Source organism: Streptococcus agalactiae ATCC 13813, from assembly GCF_000186445.1.
Lineage (GTDB): Bacteria > Bacillota > Bacilli > Lactobacillales > Streptococcaceae > Streptococcus > Streptococcus agalactiae.
Genome location: NZ_GL636070.1, coordinates 758,637 through 777,664, shown reverse-complemented (window position 1 = coordinate 777,664; position 19,028 = coordinate 758,637). Strand labels below are relative to the sequence as shown.

General features: G+C 34.4%; 14 protein-coding genes. 4 read left to right on the top strand and 10 right to left on the bottom strand.

All coding sequences use genetic code 11. The features are described 5' to 3' along the window. Nucleotides 1–35: 35 nt before the first annotated feature. The 3 genes from glgP to HMPREF9171_RS109360 form a co-directional block, all read right to left on the bottom strand. Nucleotides 36–2,300, bottom strand: coding sequence for a glycogen/starch/alpha-glucan family phosphorylase (glgP, locus tag HMPREF9171_RS109350; protein ID WP_000197731.1), 2,265 nt, complete (start codon nt 2,298–2,300; stop codon nt 36–38). A gap of 11 nt (nt 2,301–2,311) precedes the next feature. Beyond that, on the bottom strand, nt 2,312–3,808 hold the full coding sequence (gene malQ / locus HMPREF9171_RS109355; protein WP_000745453.1) for a 4-alpha-glucanotransferase: 1,497 nt from the start codon (nt 3,806–3,808) through the stop codon (nt 2,312–2,314). A gap of 127 nt (nt 3,809–3,935) precedes the next feature. Continuing rightward, nucleotides 3,936–4,958 (bottom strand): LacI family DNA-binding transcriptional regulator, encoded by a 1,023-nt coding sequence (locus HMPREF9171_RS109360; protein ID WP_000256308.1) that lies wholly within the window; start codon nt 4,956–4,958, stop codon nt 3,936–3,938. A gap of 255 nt (nt 4,959–5,213) precedes the next feature. Here HMPREF9171_RS109360 and HMPREF9171_RS109365 point away from each other — a divergent pair, with 255 nt between their 5' ends. The 4 genes from HMPREF9171_RS109365 to HMPREF9171_RS109380 all read left to right on the top strand — a co-directional run bounded on the left by HMPREF9171_RS109365 (nt 5,214) and on the right by HMPREF9171_RS109380 (nt 10,468). Continuing rightward, a complete protein-coding gene (locus HMPREF9171_RS109365) occupies nt 5,214–6,461 on the top strand; it encodes an extracellular solute-binding protein (protein ID WP_000414620.1) in 1,248 nt (415 codons plus the stop codon). A 97-nt stretch (nt 6,462–6,558) separates the two neighbouring features. Beyond that, nucleotides 6,559–7,929, top strand: coding sequence for a carbohydrate ABC transporter permease (locus HMPREF9171_RS109370; RefSeq protein WP_001035539.1), 1,371 nt, complete (start codon nt 6,559–6,561; stop codon nt 7,927–7,929). Next, nucleotides 7,929–8,765, top strand: a complete 837-nt coding sequence (locus tag HMPREF9171_RS109375; RefSeq protein WP_001035399.1) for a sugar ABC transporter permease — start codon at nt 7,929–7,931, stop codon at nt 8,763–8,765. The genes HMPREF9171_RS109370 and HMPREF9171_RS109375 overlap by 1 nt, the downstream gene beginning before the upstream one ends. Nucleotides 8,766–8,995: 230 nt before the next feature. Beyond that, nucleotides 8,996–10,468 (top strand): peptide MFS transporter, encoded by a 1,473-nt coding sequence (locus tag HMPREF9171_RS109380; protein WP_000416077.1) that lies wholly within the window; start codon nt 8,996–8,998, stop codon nt 10,466–10,468. 44 nt (nt 10,469–10,512) lie between these two features. Here HMPREF9171_RS109380 and HMPREF9171_RS109385 read toward each other — a convergent pair whose 3' ends face one another. The 7 genes from HMPREF9171_RS109385 to asp2 form a co-directional block, all read right to left on the bottom strand. Then, on the bottom strand, nt 10,513–10,977 hold the full coding sequence (locus HMPREF9171_RS109385; protein ID WP_000091520.1) for an 8-oxo-dGTP diphosphatase: 465 nt from the start codon (nt 10,975–10,977) through the stop codon (nt 10,513–10,515). Between the two features lie 83 nt (nt 10,978–11,060). Continuing rightward, on the bottom strand, nt 11,061–11,249 hold the full coding sequence (locus HMPREF9171_RS109390) for a hypothetical protein (RefSeq protein ID WP_000728848.1): 189 nt from the start codon (nt 11,247–11,249) through the stop codon (nt 11,061–11,063). A 10-nt stretch (nt 11,250–11,259) separates the two neighbouring features. After that, nucleotides 11,260–12,585, bottom strand: coding sequence for an accessory Sec system glycosylation chaperone GtfB (gtfB, locus tag HMPREF9171_RS109395; RefSeq protein ID WP_000609038.1), 1,326 nt, complete (start codon nt 12,583–12,585; stop codon nt 11,260–11,262). Next, nucleotides 12,578–14,086: an accessory Sec system glycosyltransferase GtfA gene (gene gtfA, locus HMPREF9171_RS109400; protein WP_000219540.1), complete on the bottom strand. Its 1,509-nt coding sequence runs from the start codon at nt 14,084–14,086 to the stop codon at nt 12,578–12,580. The genes gtfB and gtfA overlap by 8 nt, the downstream gene beginning before the upstream one ends. 13 nt (nt 14,087–14,099) lie before the next feature. Then, nucleotides 14,100–16,487, bottom strand: a complete 2,388-nt coding sequence (secA2, locus tag HMPREF9171_RS109405; protein ID WP_000123599.1) for an accessory Sec system translocase SecA2 — start codon at nt 16,485–16,487, stop codon at nt 14,100–14,102. Next, the gene (gene asp3, locus HMPREF9171_RS109410) at nt 16,474–17,466 is read right to left on the bottom strand and encodes an accessory Sec system protein Asp3 (protein ID WP_000104400.1); all 993 of its coding nucleotides are present in this window, start codon (nt 17,464–17,466) and stop codon (nt 16,474–16,476) included. Before asp3 ends, secA2 begins: the two co-directional genes overlap by 14 nt. After that, nucleotides 17,463–19,022 (bottom strand): accessory Sec system protein Asp2, encoded by a 1,560-nt coding sequence (gene asp2 / locus HMPREF9171_RS109415; protein WP_000034854.1) that lies wholly within the window; start codon nt 19,020–19,022, stop codon nt 17,463–17,465. The genes asp3 and asp2 overlap by 4 nt, the downstream gene beginning before the upstream one ends. Between the last annotated feature and the right edge of the window lie 6 nt (nt 19,023–19,028).

The following is a 19,028-nucleotide window of genomic DNA, read 5'->3' as shown; positions in this document are numbered from 1 at the left end:
AAAGTAAGGTTGAAAACCTTACTTTTAGAGACTTTTTAATTTGAATGCCAAATATCTTGATTATATTGTTCGATTGTACGATCTGATGAGAAAAACCCTGCTTTAGCAATATTGTGTATAACTTTCTTATTCCATGATTCATAATCTTCATAATCAGCAAGCACTTGTTCTTTAACAGCAATGTATTCTTTCAAATCAATCAATGTCATGAACCAATCTTTACCTACTAATTCATCATGCAATCTCTTTAGTCGTTCTGCATTACCGAGTGACACTATATCATCACTAATGATAAAATCAACAGCTTCACGAATTACTTTGTCTTTATCATAGTAATCTTTTGAACGATAACCAGATGTTTCATAAAGATTAATGATAGTGTCAGAGTCTTTACCAAATGTGTAGATGTTCTCTTTGCCGGCTAATTCAGCTATCTCAACATTTGCCCCATCCATAGTACCAAGAGTAAGAGCACCATTCAACATAAATTTCATGTTACCTGTACCAGATGCTTCTTTGGAAGCCAATGAAATTTGTTCCGAAATATCTGTTGCAGGGATTAACTTTTCCGCTACTGTCACATTGTAATTTTCTACTAAATGGACATTAAGGTATTTATTAACTTCTGGATCATTATTAATTAATTCTGATAAGCAGAGAATTAAGTGAATGATATCCTGTGCAATAGTATAGGCTGGAGCAGCTTTACCACCAAAAATAACTGTTAATTTACGTGATGGGAAATGCCCACGTTTAATTTCTAAGTATTTATGAATAACATATAAAGCATTCATTTGTTGGCGCTTATATTCGTGGAATCGTTTGATTTGTGTATCAATAATTGAGTATTCATCCAATTCAATACCTTTATTTTCCTTAAGGTAACGTTTAAGAGCCAGTTTGTTTTTAAATTTAATAGCAGCTAATTTATCATGAACTTCATTGCTATCAGCATAAGTTAACAATTTTTCGAGCTGAGTCGCATCAGTAAGATAGCTATCCCCAATTAGTTCTTTCAAGTAATCTGCTAAATCTTGGTTAGCAAACTCCAACCAGCGACGGAAGGTAATACCGTTTGTCTTATTGTTAAACTTATCTGGATAAATATCATAGAAAACCTTTAATTCACTATTTTTAAGGATTTCTGTATGCAATGCTGCTACACCATTAACGCTTGTTGAGAAGTGGATATCCATATGCGCCATGTGAACACGTCCAGCTTCATCAATAATTTGAACCTCTGGATTTGTTTGCTCTTCACGAATCATTTGATCTAATTTTTTAATGATTGTTACTAGGTGTGGTACTACTTCATTAAGATACTCTAAAGGCCATTTTTCAAGAGCTTCTGCAAGAATAGTATGGTTTGTATAGCCAACCATATTGCGAACAACTGACACAGCTTCGTCAAATTCAAAACCATGTTTTTCTGTCAATAAACGAATTAACTCAGGGATGACCATAGATGGGTGAGTGTCATTAATTTGAACATAAGCATATTCAGCTAAATCATGAAGGTTTGAACCACGCTCGATTGCTTCATCAATTAATAATTGAGCAGCATTTGAGACCATGAAATATTGCTGATAGATACGTAATAATTCCCCATTTTTATCTGAATCATCTGGATACAAGAACAAGGTTAAATTCTTCTTGATTTCTGTCTTATCAAAAGTGATACCTTTTTCAATAAGGTTATAATCAAGTCCATCAATATCAAAAAGGTTCAAATAATTTTTAGTATCTTTCTTATAACCTAATACATCAATTCTATCTAGGCGTGATTTTAAAGTAAAGTCACGGAAAGGAACATCATAAGAAATATCTGTTGGTACTAACCAAGAATTATTCTCAATCCAGTAGTTAGCTTCTGCTTCTTGTTGATTATTGCGAAATACTTGTTTGAAAAGCCCACAGTGATAGTTTAAACCAACACCTTCTCCATTAATACCTAAAGAAGAAATCGAGTCAATAAAACATGATGCTAAACGCCCTAAACCACCATTACCAAGTGATGGTTCTGGCTCTACATCTTCTATTTCAGCAATTGATTTACCTACAAGTTCTAACTCTTTTTTGACATCTTTATAAATCCCTAAGTTAATCAAATTATTTGAAAGTAATTTACCAATTAGAAACTCAGCTGAAATATAGTATACCTTACGTTGAGAGCTATTTTTTGATTTAGCGGCAGCTTCTTCTTTTACAAAATTTAACAATTCAACGTAAATCTCTTCATTTGTTAATTCTGATAATACTTTTCCTTGTTGTCCAACGTAAGTTGTAAAATTTCTTGTCATGATAATATTCCTTATTTATTCCCTCTATTATAAATAGTTGTAATCTCTTTTAAGAATGCTTTGCGATTTTCTGTTAAGTCTTCTTTTCTCATACGCCATTGCCAGTTACCTCCAACGGTATTTGGCATGTTCATACGGCTATCTGCAGGTTTATCTAGTAGATCTTGCATACATGTAATCGTTGTTTGACTAACGGTTGCATACAAGGTACGCAGTACAGTCTCAGTAATGGGCTCATTGGGCAAACGACGCATGTAATTTTCTGCATAAGCTTTCTGTTCGACTGTAAGATTTTCAAACCAGCCATTAATAACTTCGTTATCATGAGTTCCAGCATATGCAATTGTATTTTCTATGTAGTTATGAGGAATATCAATACTATTTCCTGTTGTATCATAAAAACCGAATTCCATGATTTTCATACCTGGGAACCCTGTTCCAGCCAGTAATCTCTCTGCTCTCTCATCAATATAGCCTAAATTCTCAGCAATAATAGGTAAATCACCTAATTTTTCTTTGATAGTTGCAAATAATTCTGGACCGGGAGCTGGTTGCCATGAGCCATCATTAGCTGTTTGATAATCTCCTCGAATTTCCCAATAATCTGAAAAACCTTTAAAATGATCAATACGCAAATAGTCATACATCTTAACACCAGATTGAATGCGATAAATCCACCAGTCAAAATCTGACTCTTTGTGGTAATCCCAATTGTAAATAGGATTGCCCCAAAGCTGACCATCGTCAGAAAAATCATCCGCTGGTACACCAGCAATAGCAAGTGGTTGTTTGTCGCAATCTAATTTAAACAGTTCAGGCATTGTCCAAACTTCTACACTATCGGCAGAAACGTAGATTGGCATATCACCGATAATCTGAATCCCTTTATCATTAGCATATTCTTTTAACTCAAACCATTGTTTGTAAAAGAAATATTGTGTTACTTCATGATATTTTATCACTTCACTAAGCTTTTGACGATATCCTGCTAAGGCTTCTTCTTCGCGGCGTATAATAGCCTTGTCATCCCATTCTTGAAGCGCCTTATTACCAAAATGTTCTTTGATCGCCATAAATTCAGCAAAATCAGTTACCCACTTTTCTTCTTGCAAGAAATCAGATAGCATTCTCGTAGCTCTCTCTTCTTTCAAGAAGTTTTTAACTGCTTTTTCTAAAACTGGACGACGTTTTTCAAACAGACCAGCATAATCAACAACTTCTGGATCCTGTCCAAAACTAATATTTTGGTAGTCATCTTTCAAAATAAAACCTTCAAGCGTTAGCAAATCAAAATCAATTAAATGTGTATTACCAGCTACTGCAGAAAAAGACTGGTAAGGAGAGTCCCCGAAGCTTGTTGTTGTTAAGGGAAGAATTTGCCAAAATTTTTGATCAGTTTCGACCAAAAAATCAACAAAAGCGTAGGCTTCTCGTCCAAATGTTCCAATACCTAAATCACCTGGTAGAGAAGTGATGTGCATTAAGACACCACTTGCACGTTTTTTCATATTGATTCTCCTTTTCGATTACTTACTTTACTTCTCCATCTTAACGCAAGCGATTGCATAAGTCAAGCATAATTTAAGAAAACTTCTATCGAAAATTGATAGAAGTCTTTATATCATAGCTTAATTATTATTTTTTAGAAATATCTCGGACACTTTCACGCTCTTCTAAAGTAAAAGGCACAATAATAGTCTCACTAAAGACTTTGTCTGGAGATTTAATGATGTCAATCAGACGACGAACGCTTGTCCTTCCTAGATTATTAACATTAATATCAAATGTGCTTAGGTAAGGATGAATCAGATGTGAGAAGAGAGAATTATTAAAGGTCATGATAGAAATGTCATCTGGAACTTTTAATTTATAGAAAGAAAGAAATTGCATTACTCTAACAGAGACAGTATCACCAATAACAATTAAAGCAGTTGTTTCTTCTTCTTTGACTCTATTTATAAATTCCTCTAAAACCTGCGGATTGCCTCTGTCAAATAAAAGAGCTGGCTTTTGGTTTAAACCTAACTTTCTAGCACCTTTAAAATACCCTAAATAGCGCTCTTCTGATACTTCTGAATTTAAATCATCTGTAACAAACTGGATGCTTTTATGTCCTTTTTTATAGAGATAATCAATGGCAGATTTCCCCATCAGTTGATTATCATTATCAATATAAGTAATCTCATTTTCATAGCCATTAGCAGCACCAACAACAACAAAGGGCAGTTTATATTTTAATAAATACTCTCTGATAGGATCTTTTTGGTCCGAATAGAGAACAATAAAACCATCCACTCGTTTTTGTAGATGCATTAATTTTACTTGTTCTAACAACTCCTCAGAAGACATACTTGTTGCAATAGAAACTGTAAATCCATGCTCTTTTGCTTCATTAGTTAATGTAGAAAGAATCTCCATGAAAAAGGGTTCACTTAAGCGATCTGGTAAAACAAGTGGAGGAAAAATAACTCCAATATTTTGCGTTAAACCACTAGCCAACATTTGTGCTGCAACATTAGGAACATAGCCCAACTCTTCCATAGCTTTTTTCACGCGCTCTTTCGTCTTACTTGAAATAGAAGCATTATCTTTTAGTACACGACTTACTGTCGATGGATTAACACCAGCTTTGGCAGCAACATCTTTTATAGTTACCATCCTACGACCTCTTCATTCTAATCATTTTATACCTTTTGGTATAGTCCTTTGTCTATTATACTCTAATCTAAGAAAAAAACAAACGTTTGCCTTCTCTGCAAATGTAATACTCTTACTAAAATAATCTTCTCATTTAGTATTAATTGATATTATTTTCTTATTTTTCTTATTTTTTTTAAAAAAAGACTTGACTTTTTTTGCAAACGGTTGCATAATATAGGTGTAATTAAAATATTCTCTAGGAGGAGAACCAAAATGGAAAAAAATACTTGGAAAAAATTACTTGTTAGTACTGCTGCTCTTTCAGTAGTTGCAGGAGGAGCAATTGCTGCTACTCACTCTAACTCAGTTGATGCTGCTTCAAAAACAACTATCAAACTTTGGGTCCCAACAGATTCAAAAGCGTCTTATAAAGAAATTGTTAAAAAATTCGAGAAGGAAAACAAAGGCGTTACTGTAAAAATGATTGAGTCTAATGACTCCAAAGCTCAAGAAAACGTTAAAAAAGACCCAAGCAAGGCAGCCGATGTATTCTCACTTCCACATGACCAACTTGGTCAATTAGTAGAATCTGGTGTTATCCAAGAAATTCCAGAGCAATACTCAAAAGAAATTGCTAAAAACGACACTAAACAATCACTTACTGGTGCACAATATAAAGGGAAAACTTATGCATTCCCATTTGGTATTGAATCTCAAGTTCTTTATTATAATAAAACAAAGTTAACTGCTGACGACGTTAAATCATACGAAACAATTACAAGCAAAGGGAAATTCGGTCAACAGCTTAAAGCAGCTAACTCATATGTAACAGGTCCTCTTTTCCTTTCTGTAGGCGACACTTTATTTGGTAAATCTGGTGAAGATGCTAAAGGCACTAACTGGGGTAATGAAGCAGGTGTTTCTGTCCTTAAATGGATTGCAGATCAAAAGAAAAATGATGGTTTTGTCAACTTGACAGCTGAAAATACAATGTCTAAATTTGGCGATGGTTCTGTTCATGCTTTTGAAAGTGGACCATGGGATTACGACGCTGCTAAAAAAGCTGTCGGTGAAGATAAAATCGGTGTTGCTGTTTACCCAACAATGAAAATCGGTGACAAAGAAGTTCAACAAAAAGCATTCTTGGGCGTTAAACTTTATGCCGTTAACCAAGCACCTGCTGGTTCAAACACTAAACGAATCTCAGCTAGCTATAAACTCGCTGCATATCTAACTAATGCTGAAAGTCAAAAAATTCAATTCGAAAAACGTCATATCGTTCCTGCTAACTCATCAATTCAATCTTCTGATAGCGTCCAAAAAGATGAACTTGCAAAAGCAGTTATCGAAATGGGTAGCTCAGATAAATATACAACGGTTATGCCTAAGTTGAGTCAAATGTCAACATTCTGGACAGAAAGTGCTGCTATTCTTAGCGATACTTACAGTGGTAAAATCAAATCTAGCGATTACCTTAAACGTCTAAAACAATTCGATAAAGACATCGCTAAAACAAAATAGTACGTCTAGAGTAATGAGATGAGGTGAGTACTCTTCCTTTCAATTGAGAGTGCTTCCCATCTCTTATTTTGTAAAATAACAATTAAAGGAGACCATTATGAATAAAAAACTGATCTCACTTGATGGTATGTCCCTAAAAGAGGTCTTTCAAAAAGGTGATTTAGCAACTAAACTATCATTCTTAATTATGGGACTTGCTAACCTCAAAAATAAACAAATTGTCAAGGGACTTTTATTTTTAATCAGTGAAATTCTGTTTTTAATTACCTTTGTTTACCAAGTTATCCCAGCTGTAAAAGGTCTTATTTCCTTAGGGACCCAAGAACAAGGTATGACAACTAAAACTGTGGATGGTATTAAAATCCAAGTTGCGACACAAGGTGATAACTCTATGTTAATGCTAATTTTTGGATTAGCTTCACTTATCTTCTGTTGCGTATTTGCCTATATTTACTGGTCAAACATTAAAAGCGCAGCACATTTATTGACCTTGAAAGAAGAAGGAAGAGAAATTCCATCCTTCAAAAAAGATATTAAAAGCTTGACAGATGGACGCTTCCATATGACTTTAATGTCTATTCCTTTAATAGGGGTGCTTCTATTTACAATCCTTCCGTTAGTTTATATGATTTGTTTGGCATTTACTAACTATGATCATAACCACTTACCGCCAAAAAGTTTATTTGACTGGGTTGGTTTTGCTAACTTCGGTAATATCTTTAGCGGGCGTATGGCCAGTACTTTTTTCCCTGTTCTATCTTGGACATTAATTTGGGCTGTTTTCGCTACTGTAACGAATTTCTTCTTTGGTATTATTCTTGCCTTACTAATTAATACAAAAGGTTTGAAATTCAAAAAGATGTGGCGTACTATTTTTGTTATTACCATGGCTGTCCCTCAATTTATCTCTCTCTTAATCATGAGAAACCTCTTAAGTGACGCTGGACCGGTTAACGCCTTGTTAATAAAATGGGGACTTATTTCTTCAGCACATCCCCTTCCATTCCTTTCTGATCCGGTCTGGGCGAAATTCTCAATCATCTTTGTTAATATGTGGGTTGGTATTCCTGTAACAATGCTTGTTGCTACTGGTATCATCATGAATTTACCTGCAGAACAAATTGAAGCTGCTGAAATTGATGGGGCGAATAAATTCCAAGTCTTTCAATCAATTACTTTCCCACAAATTTTGTTGATTATGATTCCTACTTTAATTCAACAATTTATCGGAAATATTAACAACTTCAACGTTATCTACCTACTCACTCAAGGTGGACCAACAAACTCAACATACTACCAAGCAGGTAGCACCGATTTACTTGTTACTTGGCTATACAATTTGACAGTAACTGCTGCAGATTATAACTTAGCATCTGTTGTTGGTATCTTAATCTTTATTCTTTCAGCAGTATTTAGTTTACTAGCTTACACAAGAACAAATTCTTACAAGGAAGGGGCAGCTAAATAATGAATAAGAAAAAACGTCTTAACCTTACTTTTGTTTATATTTTATTGATAGTACTATCAATTATGTGGCTCTTTCCCATTGTTTGGGTCGTTCTCACAAGCTTCCGTGGTGAAGGAAGTGCCTTTGTCAACTACTTTATTCCTAAAACTTGGATATTAGACAACTACGCTAAACTCTTCACCCAAAACACTTTCCCATTTGGTCAATGGTTCTTAAATACATTATTTGTCGCTACATGTACTTGTATACTATCAACTTTAATCACTGTAGCAATGGCTTATTCTCTCAGCAGAATCAAATTCAAACACCGTAATGGTTTCCTAAAACTAGCTTTAGTCTTGAATATGTTTCCTGGGTTCATGTCAATGATTGCAGTTTACTACATCCTAAAAGCTCTAAATCTAGACCAAACATTAACCGCTTTAATATTTGTCTATTCTGCAGGAGCAGCATTAACCTTCTACATCGCAAAAGGTTTCTTTGATACTATTCCATACTCTTTGGATGAGTCTGCTATGATTGATGGGGCGACCCGTTTGGATATTTTCCTTAAAATCACCCTACCATTGTCAAAACCCATTATCGTTTATACTGCATTAATCGCTTTTATGGGGCCTTGGATGGACTTCATCTTTGCAAAAGTTATTTTAGGTGATGCTACGAGCAAGTACACAGTCGCTATTGGTCTCTTTTCAATGTTGCAACAAGATACCATCAACCAGTGGTTCATGTCATTCACAGCAGGATCTGTTATTATTGCAATTCCAATCACAATACTTTTCATGTTCATGCAAAAATACTATGTTAAAGGTATTACAGGTGGGTCTGTAAAATAATCTTCAGACAATTTAAAGACACGACATTTCTATTTCACTGTGGTTTCTTTTCTAAAAAAGGCTTGGGTTCTATTGAATTCAAGCCTTTTTCAAGGCTAGATAGTTAAAAAACTTGGTTTACCAAGGGTGTTAACCTCTACAAAAAAATAACTTGATAGTGCTAAGTAATTTGACAATTGCTTCTATTTACTATATTATTAATAGTGTTATCTACAAAAGGAGCGTTTTTCATGGAAAAAACAAAATCATTCTTTGGACATCCTCGTGGATTGTCCACTCTTTTCTTTACTGAAATGTGGGAAAGGTTCTCATACTATGGTATGCGTGCTATTTTGCTGTACTATATGTACTATAGTGTTTCTCAAGGTGGCCTTGGTATGGACAAGACTGTCGCTGCATCAATCATGGCTGTCTATGGTTCACTGGTTTATCTCTCATCAGTAATTGGTGGTTTTGTCAGCGACCGTATTCTAGGTAGTCGTAAAACTGTTCTGTATGGTGGTATTCTAATCATGCTAGGTCATATTGCTCTAGCTACGCCATTTGGTCAAACAGCTCTATTCATTTCGATTGCTCTAATTATCCTTGGTACTGGACTATTAAAACCAAATGTATCAGAGATGGTTGGTAATTTATACGGAGAAAATGATTCTCGTCGTGATGCTGGTTTTAGTATCTTTGTTTTTGGTATTAACCTTGGTGCTTTTATTTCACCCATTGTAGTGGGGTACCTCGGACAAGAAGTAAATTTCCATCTTGGTTTCTCACTTGCTGCTATTGGTATGTTCTTTGGTCTCCTCCAATATACCTTAGATGGAAAAAAATATTTGACTGAAGAGAGTCTCCGACCAAACGATCCTTTAAGTCCTGAAGAAAAGTCCTCTCTATATAAAAAAGTTGGGCTTATCCTTATTGGTATTGTTATTGTACTTATTCTTCTTCACTTGATGCATATGCTAACAATTGAAGTAATTATCGATATTTTTAGTATTATTGCAATCGCCATCCCAATTATTTATTTTATCAAAATTTTAAGTAGTAAAAAGATTTCTTCTGTTGAGCGTTCTCGAGTATGGGCATATATCCCTCTCTTTATCGCCTCAATTCTATTTTGGTCAATTGAAGAACAAGGTTCAGTTGTCTTAGCCTTATTTGCAGATGAACAAACAAAACTTTACCTTAACTTCTTTGGGCATCATATTAATTTCCCATCAAGTTATTTCCAAAGTATGAACCCTCTCTTCATTATGCTTTATGTACCATTCTTTGCTTGGTTATGGGCTAAATGGGGAAGTAAGCAACCTTCATCACCTAAAAAATTTGCGTATGGACTTTTCTTTGCTGGATCTTCATTCTTATGGATGATGCTACCAGGTTTACTCTTTGGAGTTAACGCTAAAGTAAGCCCTCTTTGGTTAACAATGAGTTGGGCTATTGTCATCGTTGGGGAAATGCTAATCTCACCAGTTGGATTATCAGCAACTAGTAAGCTCGCACCTAAAGCATTCCAAGCTCAAATGATGAGCATCTGGTTCTTAAGTAATGCTGCAGCACAAGCTATTAACGCTCAAATCGTTAAATTGTACACACCTGATACTCAAATTCTTTATTATGGTGTTGTTGGTGGTATAACAGTTGTATTTGGATTTATCCTCTTATTTTATGTTCCACGCATTGAAAAACTAATGTCTGGAGTTAAATAAAGACATCTAAAAAGAACTAGATTACATTCCTAGTTCTTTTTTGTTTAATAAAATTTTCTTATAAAACCATCTTCAAGTCGCTTACTATAAAACATCTCTGAGATGTCATCTTCGTCAAATACTCTCAAAAGGTTAAGCATATCATATGCTAGTTCAATCTTATCAAGTTGTGAACGTTCAATCCATACAACATCACCTTCATCTGACGATTGTAATTCACCTGAAAAATCATATGTTTTATAAAGGAATACCAAATAGCGGATGCCTTCATCTGTGTACCAATGCTTCATACCAACTAATTTGGGATTACTTATTGTTAAACCTGTCTCCTCGTGAACTTCTCGAACGAGAGCATCATACAAGCTTTCTCCTTCTTCAATATGGCCGCCTGGTAAAGCAGCTCCTGACCAAGAATAACGTTTAGGATCACGGATTTGCATCACAATACGTCCTTTATTATCTTCAATAAGACACATATTAGTTAAAATAACTTTTTGACTGCGTGACATTTTTTCCTCTAGTATATAAATTTAGTGATAGAGTTACAATACCATTTATTTATCAATTTTTCTACAAAATAAAGGATAGTAACTTAACTACTGTAGGTTAAGAAAAATCGAATAATTCCGATAATAGACATGATTAACCCTATTAAAATAGAAATAATCAGAATAAGCTGCATGTCAAATCGTTTTTTCTCTCTTTTTTCTTTAGGAATTTGATATCGCTCTTCAGATAGACGTTTATTAATACTCTCCTGAAGTAAATTCTTTTTTTTCAAAATTTTCCCCTTAATTAATTACAGATTGATACTGAGTAGAGCTTGAAACATGACAATCTTCAAGCTGCTGTTTTAATGCTTTTTCTATATTACATTTATTGCCAATTAGTGGCTGCAAGTGCGAAATAAATGTAAAAATATCTTTTTTTGGAAAAATATTTTTAGGTGATACAAAACGAATTTGATGACTAGTCTCTTCGAAAGCAAAAATTAACTGTTGATGTTCAAAAGCAGAGCGAACTGCTGATAATATCTCATTATGATGATTAATATCAAGATAAAAAGCACAAATATTTGATAAATATTGTATTTGATTTGTTGTGATATTTGGGTAGAGTACAACATTATCATATTTGCCAAAATTCATGAGATCACTAGACATCTCGGTCAAAGCACCTATGTTAAAAGTCAAATTAGGAAGAGAAGTCACTAAACTTTCTAATGCTTCGATTTGATCAGAATTCGTCAAAATAAGTGCTTGGTTATGTAATTTTTCTGTCTCTTTAAGAGGATACATAAATCCTAAAAAGCTAACTTGTTTTTGTTCTTCGTCAGTTAATAACCTCATAGCATTAGCATAAGCTTCATAACTTTGAATTACAATTTTAGTGTTTGGGGAAGGATTGTTCAATAATAAGCGCATATTTCCTGGAATATCATCTACGAGAGGCTCCTGCCAAAAGAGAACATCTTTACTCTCTAGACGATTAAGGTAAAAGCTTACTAAAAATGGTGTTGACAGAGAATTATAGAAAATTCTATCTAAGTTAAACTTTGCTTCTTGAAGATAATTTATGACAAATTCAACTTTAGATTTAAAAACCTTAAACTGATTATTATCATTTAAAATATAATCCCCTGTCATATGGTTCTCTGATATAACCTCTTGCCCATCCTTATTATAATATGACGTCTGAATCGCTTGACCATACGCGTTATAAAAGGTTTGTGAAAAACAAGACCCAAACTTATTAAAACGATCTTTTAAAATGACTCTGCCTTGCTCATCAAACCAGTCTACCTCTTTTATTAGACGCTTATGATTTGGGTTTGCATAAATAATCCTGCCCTTTTTGACACCTAAGTCAACAATATCAGCACCACTACTAAAACCAATAATTTCCCATGTATCAGGAACTCTAAGTTCATTGTAGTAAAGCGGACGGCCAGCATCTATCTTTGCAAAACCAGTGTAATATAAATAGGGTGATGTTACGTCGTCTGGTAAAAAACCATCATCATTCAAAGCTATAGTAGGGTTAATATAACCTGATTTTATCAAGGAAAAATGTAAATCCCAACTTGATTGAGTGTAACTATCAAATAAGTTAATCATCTTGTACCAACTCCTTAACTAAGTTATACCATTTTCCTTCTACTTCACTTGTTAAGAATCCTTCGGCAATGGCGTAAGAAGCTTCTCGTAAAGCCTTTTGATCCTGTTGGAATAATTGTAACACTTTCTCTTTAAAAGCTTCTACAATAGCTTCCTCATCATCCATATCAAATCGAGGAATTAGATAACCATTTTCTCCGTCTTTGATAAAAGTTTGATTACCATAACGAACATCAAACCCAATCAAAGGAAGACCTGCGCCAATAGCTTCAAGTAAAGTTAAGCCAAACCCCTCACTTTTAGAAGCTGTCAAATATAACTCATAATTTTGATAAACATTCGAGAGATTTTTATGTCCCATCAATCGAATGTATTCCGTTGCATTGGCTGCATTTATAATATTTCTAATTTTTTCTTCTTCTCCACCTGATCCATAGATATCAAATGTCACTTCAGGAAGAATTTCTCTTACCCTAATAACTGCACGTACTAACCAATCTACATGTTTTTCACTAGCTAGACGTGAAGCTGTCAAAATAGAGTACGGACGGCGATTATCCATTGGCATTTTAAGATTGTCAATTGAGCCTACCGGGATAGTTATAATTCTAGGATTATGATTTGTAAATTGTTTAAATTGTTGTTCCAAAAGTTCTGTCTGTTTATCAGTGGAGGTAATAAAAAAATCAAATCTATTAGCGTTAGTAAACTGATAATCGTAATAGTTATTCCATAAAATAGTGTCAGCAGTCACAGCATTCTCACTAAAATGTTCCGCATGAACAACAGTCCCTAGCTTAGCGGGTTTACCATGGCGCAAAAGACTCTGAGCGGTATCAGTTCCTCTATCCAAAAGAATAATATCTTTTGAAGTGAAAGTCATTGATTCCAAAAAATAATCAAAAAAAGCTACTTTGGATGGTAAAAGTCTGCCATTGATAATAAAACGACTTGAGCTATTTTCTACCATCTCCAAAAAGGCTGTACTTTCATCTTCATTGTAGAATCTACGTTGATAAAGGTGAGCTACACCATCTTTAGGATAGTAATACTCTGAGAAAGTACGTGTATAACTATAATAATCTTTTCTGATAAGGTTGTTATTTGAAACGATTTCTACACGATGCACTTTATCCTTGTTAAAGTTATCAAGGTAAACTGTTAAATAGATATTTTCATCTTCGTAGAAAAACTTGATTACCCGACCTCTATCTTCTTTTCGAACAAGTTTTCCAAGATATTGTTTTTGCAAATCTTCTATACTAAAAGTTGTCGGTGCAAGCTCAATATCTGAAAAGAAATTATATAACCAAATAATTTCTTTATCCTGAAAACCTATATTTCGCGTGAGGCTAATAATATTATCAGCTGAAAAAAAATCTGTAAAAATAAACTTAGCATCAATTCCAAGTTTTCTCAAAACAGAACCTCGGTATGCTTGAGCGTACTCAACACCGCTACTTGCCCAACCAATTCCATGGTTTATATTATAAACTGTCATTATCTTTCATCTCTTATATAAAATAAATTTGAAGATCTCCATTCTCATTGAAGGATACTTCACTCAAAAGTAGATTTCTAAAAGTTTGTTCACGAATTTCTTTTTTCATGATATTGTAGGATTTATATGCTTCTTTATGATATTCGAAAACCGGGTTACGCTGTGCCGTTTGACGAGCTGTTGCCACAGTACGTAATTGTTGTAGATAATCTACTTCTTCAATCCAAGCTTCATCAATCGCTTTTAAAGCAGCAGTACGTTCAAAGTCACCAAAACTATCACCAAGCAAATTATGCTTTTCTCGAAGAATCTCATCGGCTATTTTGAATAAATAGTTTTTAATTTCTTCAAGTGACATCTCTTTAGAAATCCCTTGAAGATTGTAAGACATATTATCAAATATAAAACGATTTACTTCAAAAATGAGTTCTTCTTTTTCTACTTCACCATCTAAATAAGCAATGAAGGAAGAAATCACTGTATCAATAATCTGTCTTGGACTAAAATGTCCACTTTCTCCATTGATCAAAGCATTTCTCTCACGATAAACATACTCTCGCTGAAGCTGTACACTCGAATCAAACTCTATCGTTTGACTACGTGCAGACTCTCCCTTACCGTCACTAGCTTCCTGAGTTTGCTGGAATAACTTCTGGAATCTTCTCTGACCTAAAGCTTTAGGTTTTTCTGGATTAACTTTGTCACGATTTTTCCTAAAGTAATCTTGCGCCCATTTAGGACCTGATTCTATCATTAGATCATCTTCAAATGATACAAAAAATTGACTAAAACCAATATCCCCTTGTCGACCCGAACGTCCCCTTAATTGTAAGTCCATTCTTTGACTCTTCATTCTCTCCGTTCCAATAACCGCAAGACCACCTAATTCTGATACTCCCTTATCTAACTTAATATCTGTACCACGACCAGCCATATTCGTTGCAACAGTGACCGCACCTTTTTGCCCTGCTTCTGCAATCATCTGCGCTTCCTTAACCGCACTTTGAGCATTTAACAGGCTATGAGGGATACCACTTAGTAATAATAATTCTGAGAATAGCTCTGACATTCTCACAGAACCGGCAACTAGTAGGATTGGTTGTCCTGTATCATGAACCTGTTTAACAAATTCAATCGTTGCATGGATTTTCTCTGGTAAGGTTGTATAAATCTTATCAGGATAGTCAATTCGTCTAACAGGAGAATTAGTTGGAATTCTAACTACTTCCATATCATAAACCTCAATAAACTCTTTTTCAGCAGTTTTTCCAGTTCCCGTCATTCCAGCTAATTTAGTAAACATTCTAAAAAGATTTTGATAGGTAATAGAAGCCATTGCTCGAGACTCTGGTGTGACATTAAGATGCTCTTTTTGCTCAATAGCTTGATGAACACCTCCTTGAAGTTTAGTACCTTCTAAAACACGGCCATTAGTCGCATCTAGCAACTTGATTTCACCATCGTCAACCACATAATCTTTTCCTCGTTCAAATAATTTATGTGCTTTTAAAGATAAGTTCAAATGTCGCACAAGTTCTCGATTAGACTGTTTATAAAAATGAGGGATTCTAAAATATCTCTCAGCTTCACGAACACCCTGGTTTTTTATCCACACTTCCTGACGCTCTTTGTCAAAATAATAATCAACTTGTTCTTCAAAACTAAGAATTAGTTCATCTGCTATTTTATAAAGATTAGATTGTACTCGGGGTGAACCTGAAATAACTAAAGGAGTCTGGGCCATATCTAGAAGAACTGCATCAGCTTCATCTACAATAGCATAATGTAACTTGGGCATATATTTTTGAGATTTAGATGAAGCTAGGTTATCAATTAAATAATCAAAGCCTAGTGCACTACTTGTACTATAGACAATATCCGAACTATAAACAGCTCGCTTAGTCGCAGCATCTCTATCCTCTTCCTCATTATCAGAAACTCCCACACCGACACTCAATCCTAAAAAACGATATACTTTTCCCATTTCTTCCGCATCTCGAATAGCAAGGTAAGAATTATTAGTCAGCAACATTGCCCCCTTCCCTTCTAAAGCATTGAGATACAAAGGCATAGTGGCAGTTAATGTTTTTCCTTCACCAGTTTTCATCTCAGCAGTATTTCCTTGGTGCAGAACAAGACCACCGATTACCTGTACATCATACGGAAATAGACCTAATACGCGCTTATCAGCTTCCCTAACAACAGCAAAAGCTTCAGCGCAAATATCATCTAGTGTTTCCCCATTAACTAAACGTTTTCTAAATTCAGTTGTCTTAGCTTGCAACTCCTCATTTGATAGTGTTGCCATTTGGTCCTTTAAACTATTGATAGTATTTAAAGTACGCTGAAGTTTTTTTAAACGTTTCTTATCTAACGAAAATAAACTATTAAAGGCTGTCATAATTGTCGTCCTGCTTTTTTAAAAGTGTGAGGTAAGGTAGATGTTCATTACCAGATAAGATCATTGATACTAAATTTAAAGAGGAATTTTCTGAAACCAATCCATAGTGCTTTACATTTGGAGACGTCTCTCTCGTATCCCAGACTTCTCTAAGAAATATTTGTTGTTTGGCAGTCAAGTGTGGTAAGGATTTAAGTAAAATTCCGAAAGGAGCAAAACAATCATTAATATAGGCAGTTATTCTGGGAAATTTTTTAGCATAATATAAAGCAGCAAAATTACCTTGTGTTCCATATGCAATGACATTAATCTTAATGTTAGGAAAAGCTTTTAATGCATCTTCTAACCCCTTTTCCAACTCAGGTAATATCAAACTATCAGAATTTAATGAGGGATTGCTGACCAGCTCGACTTTCTGTTGCAATTGAGAAATGCTTTCTATTTTATTAATATACACACTATCTTTTTTCTCGACCAAAAGAAGATTTAAAACGTCTTGATGTTCTTCAATAGTAAACTCTGTCGATAGATTTTTCTCCTGAATAACGCTATCTGTAACTTCCTCAAGTTTCAAATAATGAAAAGTAAAATCGCTACAACCTGCATTAATCAAACTAATGGTATAGGTATAAGCCTCTTTAGGATAGATAAAAATAATACTATCTTTTTTTAACAGTTCAAAACCAACAGACTCATTAAAGCGATTGTAAAATTCAATGCGCACAAAAAGAGAGCCAACTAAATCGAGTTCTGCATTTAATGACAAGCTATAACGAGTTCCCTTTCTTAATAAAGGTAAGTTAGGAGAAATTCTTTTTGACTGATAATTAGTCTGGGAGCTCCATGTATACAAGTTTGTGCTAGAAGGAGCTAATGGATTTTCAAAGCATACTGATTTTCCCAAAAATTGTAATTTTGTTCCAAAATTATAAGAAAACCTTGAAAAATCATCCCAATAAATATAGCTTATCGTACTCATTCTTCCTTCCTTCCAAAATCATTAGATAGCATTCGCCTATACTGACTTGTAAACCATGCACCAACTTCTGCAGAACAATCACCATGTCGACCATCCCAACCTCTGCCTAATATTTTATGCTTCTTTCCTCTAAAATATTGCAATAAATCAGAAAAGGCAGTCGCATCATAGTCATCGTTTTTCATATAGGCTAAGGCAAAAGTCGTATTTGAAAAATCTCCTTCTTCTATAGATTTCCAAAAATGGTTATTTAACTTCTCAGAAGAGGCTCTGGTCAAGTCACCTTGATTGAGTAGTTGAATATCTAATGAAGTAGCAAATCCATCTGGTCTCTCTAATCTTTCACGTTGAGCAACTGTTCCTAAATTAAATATTGGTTTACCAATAATAATAGCATGAGGATTTAGCTTAGCACCATGGTAAGTAGCACCATAAGTCCCCATTGAAAGTCCGGATAAAATTAACTGATCAGAACTAAAATTTAAAAAGGCCAGTTTTTCTTGAATAGCATCAACTATTTTTTGTTCATATTCTTTGCTTCCTATATAAAAGGCACCACCTTGTAATCGTGGATCACAAATTAACATGAATGGAGTCTTCATACTCTTCATCATCCAGAATCCCTCAAAGCCTTCAGCTGAACGAAATCCCGAAAAATAAACAGTTAGAGGTGGTTTGAAATCTACTGGATCAAAATAAGTCATAAATTCATGACCTATAGCATCTATGTGACGTTCTCCTCCTAGTAGAAATGTGCCCAATCCTCCTCTACCATTACGACGGTGCAATGGACCTAACTTAACGATACCCTTTCCCTTAGCAAAAAGTTTAACTGCAAGGCTACCACTAATATCGGACTCTAAAGAAATAAGTTGATTTAGGTCTTCCTTCTCAAAGTACCACTCTTTAGCAATATCATCAACAGAACCATCAACAATCAACGAGATAACCAATCGAATATCTATATCACCCTCTATAATGTGTTCTAAAAATAACTCATTATAAAAATCCGATGAAAATGGAATATTGTAGGCAAAATTAAGCAAAAAACTATAGTCCTCACCAAATTGCCCTTCTAATTCAAGATAGTTATTTCCCTGATAGTTTACTACACCTTCAAAATCATTTCTAATTTGTATTTGTGAAACTTGAAGTTTCTCTCCGTATTGTCCTATAAAAAGCCCTTTATAAAATTGACGAATTAGCTGAGTTGGAGAGCTACTATCATATCGTTGGGCCATTTTCGAGCGTAAAAACTCTTCTGTTATCCCCGTAGCATGTTTATCTTTAGGATAAAATACTTCATAAACCTCAAAGAATGACGATAAACTAGATAACTCTGGTCCATAAGTTTGCTCTGTCAACAAAAGAGCAGATATTTTTCGAGGTAGTTTTTGTAATAACTTTGACGATGTAAGATAATTATTTTCTGTAGTTACAAAGTCAGAAATTTGATCTGGTTTAATAAAGAGCCATTCCATATCATTAGGGATATTCTCTTTAATTGCCCAGTTCTCTTCACCAACTTGAAGAATTGTAAGTTTTATTTTTGACATATTTAT